The sequence below is a fragment of the Peribacillus butanolivorans genome (assembly GCF_001273755.1).
GTDB lineage: Bacteria > Bacillota > Bacilli > Bacillales > DSM-1321 > Peribacillus > Peribacillus butanolivorans.
The window spans coordinates 3,122,931-3,132,189 of sequence record NZ_LGYA01000001.1; the positions used below are offsets into that span (position 1 = coordinate 3,122,931).

8 protein-coding genes and 1 pseudogene are annotated in these 9,259 nt (G+C 34.9%); 2 read left to right on the forward strand and 7 right to left on the reverse strand.

Going from position 1 to position 9,259, the window contains the following annotated elements; translation table 11 throughout:
* Positions 1–305: pseudogene (locus AKG34_RS14290) on the forward strand (hypothetical protein); the annotation flags it as partial.
* Between the two features lie 189 nt (positions 306–494).
* Here AKG34_RS14290 and AKG34_RS14295 read toward each other — a convergent pair.
* Positions 495–1,901, reverse strand: coding sequence for a catalase (locus tag AKG34_RS14295; RefSeq protein WP_053346684.1), 1,407 nt, complete (start codon positions 1,899–1,901; stop codon positions 495–497).
* A gap of 1,389 nt (positions 1,902–3,290) precedes the next feature.
* Between AKG34_RS14295 and AKG34_RS14300 the strand changes: the two genes are divergently transcribed.
* Positions 3,291–4,553: a cation:dicarboxylate symporter family transporter gene (locus AKG34_RS14300; protein ID WP_053346685.1), complete on the forward strand. Its 1,263-nt coding sequence runs from the start codon at positions 3,291–3,293 to the stop codon at positions 4,551–4,553.
* A 648-nt stretch (positions 4,554–5,201) separates the two neighbouring features.
* Here AKG34_RS14300 and AKG34_RS14305 read toward each other — a convergent pair.
* The 6 genes from AKG34_RS14305 to AKG34_RS14330 form a co-directional block, all read right to left on the reverse strand.
* A complete protein-coding gene (locus AKG34_RS14305; protein ID WP_053346686.1) occupies positions 5,202–5,645 on the reverse strand; it encodes a carboxymuconolactone decarboxylase family protein in 444 nt (147 codons plus the stop codon).
* Between the two features lie 504 nt (positions 5,646–6,149).
* Positions 6,150–6,941, reverse strand: a complete 792-nt coding sequence (locus AKG34_RS14310; protein WP_083450920.1) for a DUF817 domain-containing protein — start codon at positions 6,939–6,941, stop codon at positions 6,150–6,152.
* Between the two features lie 102 nt (positions 6,942–7,043).
* Positions 7,044–7,259, reverse strand: a complete 216-nt coding sequence (locus tag AKG34_RS14315) for a helix-turn-helix domain-containing protein (protein WP_053346688.1) — start codon at positions 7,257–7,259, stop codon at positions 7,044–7,046.
* A 10-nt stretch (positions 7,260–7,269) separates the two neighbouring features.
* Positions 7,270–7,752, reverse strand: coding sequence for a DUF2975 domain-containing protein (locus AKG34_RS14320; RefSeq protein WP_053346689.1), 483 nt, complete (start codon positions 7,750–7,752; stop codon positions 7,270–7,272).
* Between the two features lie 281 nt (positions 7,753–8,033).
* Positions 8,034–8,222, reverse strand: coding sequence for a hypothetical protein (locus AKG34_RS14325; protein WP_053346690.1), 189 nt, complete (start codon positions 8,220–8,222; stop codon positions 8,034–8,036).
* A 186-nt stretch (positions 8,223–8,408) separates the two neighbouring features.
* Positions 8,409–8,804 carry an SRPBCC domain-containing protein gene (locus AKG34_RS14330; protein ID WP_053346691.1) on the reverse strand — a complete coding sequence of 132 codons (396 nt, stop codon included), beginning with the start codon at positions 8,802–8,804 and terminating at the stop codon, positions 8,409–8,411.
* Positions 8,805–9,259 lie beyond the last annotated feature (455 nt).

Genomic DNA, 9,259 nt, shown 5'->3' on the forward strand with positions numbered 1-9,259 from the left:
CGAGTAAAACCACACAAGGTAACAAAGCTTTGAAAACGATGGCTGTAGAGTGTGTACTAGCGACATCAAGGCAAAATAATCGAATTGCTTCACATCGAAAAAGGATTACCAAACGGCAGGGAAAAATGAAGGGACGAATCGCTTCTGCTCATTTACTATTAACGATTGCTTACAACATCTTAAAAACAGGAGAACCCTATCATGAACTAGGTTCAAATTACCTTGAAGAAAAACAAAATAACAAAGAATTAAAAATGATCGAATACCTAAAAAAGAAAGGCTATACAATCGCTCCATCTGAATAACAAACTGCATAACCAGTTAATATAACGACATGGCACATTTAGGCCCTTCAAAAAATTAGAATATGCTTATTTTGTATGGCCTTTCACGAATATATTTTCATACAAAAAAAGAGCTGCCAAAGCAACTCTCTTATTGAAGTAAAGCACCAGTTAGTTCATTGGCCTTAGTAAATTTTAATTTTTATATCTTTATTGTTTTTTTAGTTGTATCTCAATTCTTTTTGCCAAGTCAGATGATACCTTATTTAAATACTCCATAACTTTCTTTCTAATATCATCGGATATGACTATCAAGTCGCTGGCTAAATTTTCTACAAGATGTTCTTTTTCTATAGGAGTTAACTTCATATAGAATTCACCAGCCTGCACAAAATCATCATGCTTTGTTATAGAAGTTCTTTCTAGTTTCCCTTCAACATATCTTCCATCACCACTTGTAATTTGGTTAGCCGTTGTCCAGTCTTGCTGTTGATTGACTGGTACTTTACGAAATTCAGGCCCAATTCTTCTTCTTTGAGAATCATTATAAACATTGGCTCGGCCCTGCAGTATTTTATCATCAGATAATTCTGCACCGTCAAGTAAATTTGAAGGGGAGAAGGCGACTTTTTCTACTTGTTCCATATAATTATCAGGATTTTTACTTAATACCATTTTCCCTACTGGTATAAGAGGATATTCTTTCTTATCCCATACTTTTGTATCGTCTAAAGGATCATAAGAAAGATGGGCTTCATCTGCAGGATCCATGAGCTGAACGTATAAGCCATATTCCACTGGTTTACCACCCGCAATAGCATCGAATAGATCTTTACCAGCATAATCAGGGTTTTCAGCGGCTAGTCTATTTGCTTCTTCGCGACCAATGTATTGTACACCTTCAAATGGATACCAATGGTATTTAACATACTTTCTAATACCTTGAGCATTTCTCCAAACATATGTATTCACACTATGTCCTGGTATGTGACGAAGACTTTTTACTGTACCTGCGTCAGAGTAGAGACGTACAATAAAATGAATAGATTCGGGTGCTCTTGCTACAAAGCTCCAAAAACTATCAGGGTCAATTAAGTTATTTTTGGGTGAAGGTAAGAATGCTTTAATAAATTCTGGGAAACGTATCGCATCACGAACAGAAAAGACGGGGATATGATTACATAAAAGGTCAAAAACACCTTCTTCTGTATAAAATTTTGTAGCGAAACCACGTACATTTCTGGAAGTATCAGGTGTTCCTTTCGTACTGACAGCTAATGAAAAGCGAACCATTACAGGTACCTTATGATCAGGATTTTGTAAAAAGTTCAGTTTTGTGTATTCGGACATCGAATATATCGTTTGAAAATAACCAAATGCACCAAATCCTTTCACATGAACCGGTCTTTCTAATATTTTTTCATGAATAAACTCTTGTAATGACTCGTGGAGTACACTATCTTGTTCCAGTACAGGTCCTCTAGAGCCGACTGTCTGTGAATGAAGTTTAGCTGACTCATCATTAGTCCATTTGGATAGGTCTCTATATAACTTTTTTCTTTCATTATAGTCTTCTTCTGATAAAGCCTGCCTCTGTTTAGAATCTTTTTCATTCATATCATGGCCTCCAAAATTCATTTTCCATCAATCGTTACTAAATATGATTTTTAAGCCTCGAATATGTATCTTCTACTTTTATTTTCAACATTTATTAGAAATATAGTTTTTTAAAGTTATCAACTTTTTTCAGGACAATACAAAAAAGTCCAATTAAATCAGTGTTTGAACATACCGCTAGGTAAAGAAAACTCATATGCCGTGGACCTGTTGGAATAGGTGGAATTATGGAAAAATGAAAATGACGAAGGGAAATTACATGTGCAATAAAAAAGTATTACTTTTCTTAGTTTGAAAAAACATAAGTAAGCAAAATAAACCAATAACAGAAATAATAAATAATAGTGTCTTTACATCTGTACTGTATTTTCAGTGTTTGATGGGAATAACGTTGCCATATCTTCCTTAACATAATCGGTTATAAATGCGAGAATTCCTAAAGTGATTACGTACGTGAAAAAATCAATATATACACACCCTTTCCTATATTTTACGAATAGAACCCCCCATTAGTTTCATAATATTTCCTTTTAAAACTAAAATGTCCCTTGATAGAAGAAAAAAATGAAAAAAGGGAACTGTTATGGCAGAAAATCAATCAAGTTTACCTTGAAAAATGTAGGAATCAGCCGATATATAAAGAAAATTAAGTGTTTATATTGAGAACAATAATGGTGGTGGTGAACAATACGGAAATTATCGAAAAATGTCGAAAAAAGTCTTATATTCCCGAATTTTCTTTAAATAATTATTGTAAGCGCTTCATTTTAATGTTACATTATTGATTCATCCCTTAAAAATAAGGAAGAAAGGAAGTATTTTATATTCACTGAATAGAACTACATAGATAAAAAGGAGGATGAAATTGGTAAAAGAGGAAGCGTAAATGGGGATTTACACCACACACATATCTCAAAGATTACCAAACTTTATATCCAACTTGCGATTTTAAAAAGATTTTAAATGTCTCATGTTTTAATATCATTTGAAGAGGATGAATTTTTATTATCGTAGAGAAAGATGACGTGTCCCTTAATCCTATAATAAATATTTATAGATTAATATTTTTATTATAAGTTGGTTCTCTTAATCTTATTAATAGAACCGGAAACCATTTTTCAGATGTTTTCCGCTAGGGGTGAATTCAGAGATAATAGGGTATTTGTGTTTCCAATTCCTAACCCGACAGCGTTAACCTCGTCAGCTTCTAAAGGGAACATGTATGAATAGTCACGCCAATAGGAATCGACAAACGAAGTGTCTTTTCTTTCGGTATAAAGACAGAATTTTTAAAAAATAAAAATCACTTTCTTTCTATTTAATACCTTGTATCCCTTACGAGACAAAATGTTTTTACATCAAAGACTTTATGGAATGTGAGGAAAGTAAATGAAGAAAATTAAATTAAGTTTAGCTAGCCAAATATTCATTGGATTAATTCTAGGGATTATTGTTGGTGCCATTTTTTATGGTAATGAGACTGCCCAAGGCTATTTACAACCATTGGGAGATATGTTCTTACGCATGATTAAAATGATTGTTGTACCAATTATTGTTTCAAGTCTGATTGTTGCCGTTGCAGGGGTAGGCGATTTGAAATCAGTAGGTAAAATTGGTGCCAAATCTCTTTTATACTTTGTGGTAGTAACGCAAATAGCAATTCTTGTTGGTCTGGTTTCCGCTAATTTACTTCAGCCGGGCGCTGGTATAAACATGAACCAGCTTGAACAAACAGATATATCCAGTTATGTAGATACAGCAGAAACTAAGCAGCATGAATCTTTTATAGATACAATTGTTCACATCGTACCATCGAATCCGATTAAAGCGATGGTAGAAGGCGATATGCTAGCCATTATTTTCTTCTCTGTATTATTTGGCGTTAGTATTGCCGCAATTGGAGAAAAAGGTAAACCGGTATTTCGATTCTTCCAAGGTACGGCAGAAGGGATGTTCTACTTAACCAACTTGATTATGAAATTCGCTCCAGTCGGTGTATTTGCACTAATAGGGGTAACTATCTCTAAATTCGGTTTGGCGTCATTAATTCCTTTAGGTAAGTTAGCGCTTTCAGTATATGGAACAATGCTTTTCTTTGTACTTGTCGTGCTTGGAATTATTGCTAGAGTAGTAGGGTTTGGTATTTTTAAATTGATTAAGCTTCTAAAAGAAGAGTTAATTTTAGCATTTTCAACAGCTAGTTCGGAATCCGTCCTCCCAAAAATCATGGAAAAAATGGAGAAGGCCGGATGTCCAAAACATATTGCATCATTCGTAATTCCGACAGGCTACTCTTTCAACCTTGATGGTTCTACGTTATATCAAGCATTAGCAGCCATTTTCATTGCTCAAATGTATGGAATTGATTTGAGCATCATGCAGCAAATTACCTTAATGCTAGTGTTAATGATTACATCTAAAGGAATTGCAGGTGTACCAGGTGTCTCCTTCGTCGTCCTTTTGGCAACACTAGGCACCGTCGGTATTCCAATTGAAGGCTTAGCATTTATTGCTGGTATTGACCGTATTCTTGATATGGGTCGTACGGCAGTGAATGTTGTAGGTAATGCACTTGCAGCAATCGTTATTTCTAAATGGGAAGGTCAATTCCACCCTCCTGCCAATAATAAAAATCTAGAACAAGTATCTTAATATTAAAATCCAGAGTAGTGTGTCACTCTGGATTTTTTTGTGTAGTTTTCTGTTTCCCTGCACGTCAGATCATCCCTTGCTGCTTCCAAATTTAGTGACTTTCATTTTGTCTCAGTCATTAGTCTTAAAAATGAAAATGCCAGATTGCCCGATGTTCAATTACCTTTACTTTCTTTTAAGGCTTTACTTCCTTCGTTAACCTCGTATGAAAAAATTCAATACAGGTATTATCGTAAAGGAAACCTTTTCTTTAGATAGATGAGATGAGTGTGATATTGTTTCTTCCTCACTGGACTAATACTTGCCTTGCTCATTAAGTATTAGGTGATTTTGTTTGTCTTGCATTTTAAACTTCATATAAGGGCTTCCTCCTTAAAGTTTTGAGTTAGAGTGGTATCTACACTCATATCTTACTGAGGGGCTCTATTTTTTTCAAAATCAAAAAATAGCTATCTACAGGAATGCTAACCTACCCCTTTAGTTGCATAAAGAAAGAGCTTGCCTTAAAGACAGCTCCGATCTTAAGCTAACGCGCCAGTTCGTTGAATAAAGCATCCGTTTGTTCTATAAGACCTATTGTAGAGTTGACACAAATTGTGCAACAAAATAAATGAAAAAACGAACACCATAGGATGTTCGTTAAGAAAATTAACTCTTAGTTGCAGTATTGCCCATTGCAATAGAGATTCTATTCCAACTGTTTATTTGATTAATAATAAGAACTAGATCAACATATTGTTTCTCATCATAATGTCCTCGGACACGCTTGTATAAGTCATCAGGAACTCGTTTTGTTGGTATCAAGGTAATATGCTCAGTAAGTTCCAAAGCAGCTTTTTCTTCAGGTGAATAAAAATCGCATTCTTCCCAGGTATTTAAACAATAAATTCTTTGTTCAGTTTCACCCATCTTACGAGCATCGGATGAATGCATATTGATGCAGAAGGCACAACCGTTAATTTGAGAAGCTCTAATTTTGATCAACTCTCTAGTAGTTCGATTAATAGAAGAGTTTTTAGTGTACTTCTCCATATCCATCATAATTTTCATACCATCGGGTGCAACATCATTGTAGGAGACTCGTTGACTCATAAGGTACAACCCCTTTGCTTTAAGATAATTTTATTATACCTGCCGACGACCGGATTTACCAATATTTTACTTTAGAGATATTTATAATCAAGAGAAATTTTAGCTGAAATAGTACATCTAGTTGCTTCGCAGTACGTTAAAACCGAGAGACTGTACTGCACATATCCATACAGTCATATTGTGAAAGCAAACGTCATTAACTGTGCGTTTACATTAAGCTTCTTCAACTAAACTACCTCTCTAGTTCCATACAAAAAAGGCTGCCGCAGCAACCTCCCTTAAAGTACCCTATAGTTTAAGGGAATATTTTCACAAGAACCCCTAATAAGTGCATTCCGGCAGTATTATCAAAAGCTATTTATATTTGAAAAAAGCAACATTTCGAAAGTTGCTTTTTCCAATTTATCTTATTCAGTATTTTGTACGCTAGGAGAACTTCAACCTAAAAAAAAAAGAATTCCTTACTATGCTAAGGATCCGACTTTTTTAGAGGGTTCTTAACAGTTATAAAAATTGACTAGTATCTATCCTAGTGGAATTTTTCCCTTTAACCTGCTTTAACGTCGCTACTATAAGAAAGCTAACAATCACTAATAAGAGCCATGAACTTACCTTTCCTAGATGAACGAGACTCCATGCATCGGTTTGGTTTGGATATTCCCAAGCTGCAAAGAACGTTGCGATATTTTCGGCTATCCATATAAAAAATCCGATGAGCACAAAAGAAAGTGCGATTGGCATACGATAACGAGTTCCAGCAACCTCGTATATGACCCATGATCGCCAAAAGACGATAATGACCAGTCCAGACAACCACCAACGAACATCAATCCAATAATGGTGGGTGAAAAAATTCAAATAAATCGCAGCTGCAAGAGGTACAACTACCAAAAGTGGTGGCCACTTAACCAGTTCAACCTCTAACCTTCTCCACGCCTGGCAAAGATAACTCGCTACACTTGCGTACATGAATCCGCTATACAAAGGCACTCCAAAAATTTTGAAAAATCCTTCCTCTGGATAAGACCAGGAGCCCATATGTACCTTGAAAAGTTCAAGAGCAAGACCAATAAGGTGGAACAATGTGATAACCTTTAGTTCATCCCGTGTTTCAAGCCCAGAACGCACCATCCACCACTGCATCAGAAGGCAGATGATGAGCAGCCAATCATACCGTGGCAAGAAGGGAAGCGGCATGAATTTTGTAAAAGCCAAAGAGGCAAAAATAACGGCAGGAAACAAACATGATAGGACCTGCTCCCAACCAAAATGAACGAGTTGTTTTAGTGCTCTCATGATTTGTCCCTCCATTTTTTTAATGGTTAAATTCATGAGTAACTCCCCTTTTATGAAATCTTTCTTTTCCTTCCAATGTTAAATATTTCTACTTTATTAATTTTAGGTGTCTTCATCATTTCGGTATTCTAAAATATCTCCGGGCTGACATTCTAAAGCCTTACAAATCGCCTCTAAAGTTGATAATCGAATAGCTTTTGCCTTGCCGTTTTTCAATATAGAAAGGTTAGCCATCGTTATTCCAACCCTCTCAGAAAGTTCTGTAACACTCATTTTCCTTTTAGCCAGCATCACATCAATATTGATTATAATTGCCATGTTATTCACCTCAGACTATTAAGTCATTCTCTGATTTTATATCGATGGCTTCTTGTAAAAGCCTTTGAAGAACAGCAGCAAAGACTGCAATCACCATTGAAGCAAAAATTATGACCAATCCGATTAATATGATACCTGGGGCATCGTCCAGCTCCGCTATGAGATAAAAGAGTGGCAGGCCTACCACATACAAGATACTGATTGTGATTGCACAGTATTTTATTTTTGTTAAAGCTCTTACTGATAATTCCGAGAAAGCTTTGTTCTTGTCAATATAGCTTAAAAGTTTAAAAGCTTGATATAGAGCAAAGTAAAAAGGTATCGCCGATGCATACAAATCGATTAATACGAGATATTTGATATAAGTCATATCCGGATACAATTCTGCTGCAAACTTTGCTATCTCAGGCACCAAAAATATGCACAAAGCAAGAACTGGAATTCCAATAAGAATAACAGCTATCTTTAAAAAGAGTGTTGTTCCTCGTTTCATAAAAAGCACCTCACTTATTTATTGTCAATTTAATTTAACACGCAATTTATCGTTTTACAATAAAACATTGTTGTTTTTTATTATATAATTATTGTTACCGAAATATCCTTTCATTTTAAAAAAAGATAAAAAAGCATTCCTCATTACGAAGAAATGCTCTATAACTTTAAACTATTCAATTCATAACTTGTTCTACTAACCTGCCCCGTTAGTTCCATAGGAAAAGAGCAACCACCTGTTATTGAAGTAAAACACCTGTTAGATTAATAAGGTACAATAAATTAAAGTACAAATGCCATAAGAGCCGCAACTAAAAATGGGAAAAAAACAAGTAAAAATACTATTACTCCTGTCTTCCAATTGTTTTTTATTTGAAGTAATTCTTTTTTAGCCTTTTCCTTATTTTTTAGTGACCAAATAATTATTCCAACCCAATAAATTGCTAAGAATATAAGACTTGAAGTACCCATGAATACACCTCTTACAACTGCTAGTTAGTAGTCAAGCGTCTCTACTTAGGGGATTGTAACAAATAATCACCATTCAGTCTTTGGTGATTATTTGGGTTCTCTTATTGAACTATCCTGCCCCTCTAGTTCCACAAGAAAAAGGGTGCCTCAGCAACCTCAATTATTGAAGTAAAGCAAATATTTTTATTAAATGTAAGGTATTTCATTTCCCTCTATCAAGGCTTTCAAATTTGCTAACGACTGATCGAAGCCTCCCGAATTCATTGTAACTCTTGTTCCATTGCTTTCCTCATCTAATACAAAGGACATAAGCATTTGTTGTGAATCCAAGTAAAGAGAAAACTCCTGAAAGGTATTTACATTTAAAATAGTTAAGGACATAAGAAGCTTCTCTTTTAGATTATTATGAACACTAGGCATTAATGTAAAAGTTACTTTCTCCCCTACATTCAGGTTGGGGATTTTCCAAGGAGAACCTGGAACATACCATTGCGAGAGCTTATCCTCATTAGTAATAGCATTCCAATCAGTTTCTTTATCCCTATCAATCAAAATAGAACATTTATCTTCTGTATTACCCATAACTATCCTCCTTTAATTTAATCCAATCAATTGTTATATATTAACACATCTTTCAAGGAATACTTATTTAACTAAACTGCCCGATAGTTCAAGAGAAATTTTAGCTGAAATAGTACATCTAGTTGCTTCGCAGTACGTTAAAACCGAGAGACTGTACTGCACATATCCATACAGTCATATTGTGAAAGCAAACGTCATTAACTGTGCGTTTACATTAAGCTTCTTCAACTAAACTACCTCTCTAGTTCCATACAAAAAAGGCTGCCGCAGCAACCTCCCTTAAAGTACCCTATAGTTTAAGGGAATATTTTCACAAGAACCCCTAATAAGTGCATTCCGGCAGTATTATCAAAAGCTATTTATATTTGAAAAAAGCAACATTTCGAAAGTTGCTTTTTCCAATTTATCTTATTCAGTATTTTGTACGCTAGGAGAACTTCAACCTAAAAAAAAAA

Coding starts and splice junctions, on each gene's coding strand:
- AKG34_RS14320 (WP_053346689.1), bottom strand. CDS start 7,752: ATGAAACGAGGAACAACACTCTTTTTAAAGATAGCTGTTATTCTTATT.
- AKG34_RS14305 (WP_053346686.1), bottom strand. CDS start 5,645: ATGAGTCAACGAGTCTCCTACAATGATGTTGCACCCGATGGTATGAAA.
- AKG34_RS14325 (WP_053346690.1), bottom strand. CDS start 8,222: ATGGGTACTTCAAGTCTTATATTCTTAGCAATTTATTGGGTTGGAATA.
- AKG34_RS14300 (WP_053346685.1), top strand. CDS start 3,291: ATGAAGAAAATTAAATTAAGTTTAGCTAGCCAAATATTCATTGGATTA.
- AKG34_RS14295 (WP_053346684.1), bottom strand. CDS start 1,901: ATGAATGAAAAAGATTCTAAACAGAGGCAGGCTTTATCAGAAGAAGAC.
- AKG34_RS14315 (WP_053346688.1), bottom strand. CDS start 7,259: ATGGCAATTATAATCAATATTGATGTGATGCTGGCTAAAAGGAAAATG.
- AKG34_RS14330 (WP_053346691.1), bottom strand. CDS start 8,804: ATGGGTAATACAGAAGATAAATGTTCTATTTTGATTGATAGGGATAAA.
- AKG34_RS14310 (WP_083450920.1), bottom strand. CDS start 6,941: ATGAGAGCACTAAAACAACTCGTTCATTTTGGTTGGGAGCAGGTCCTA.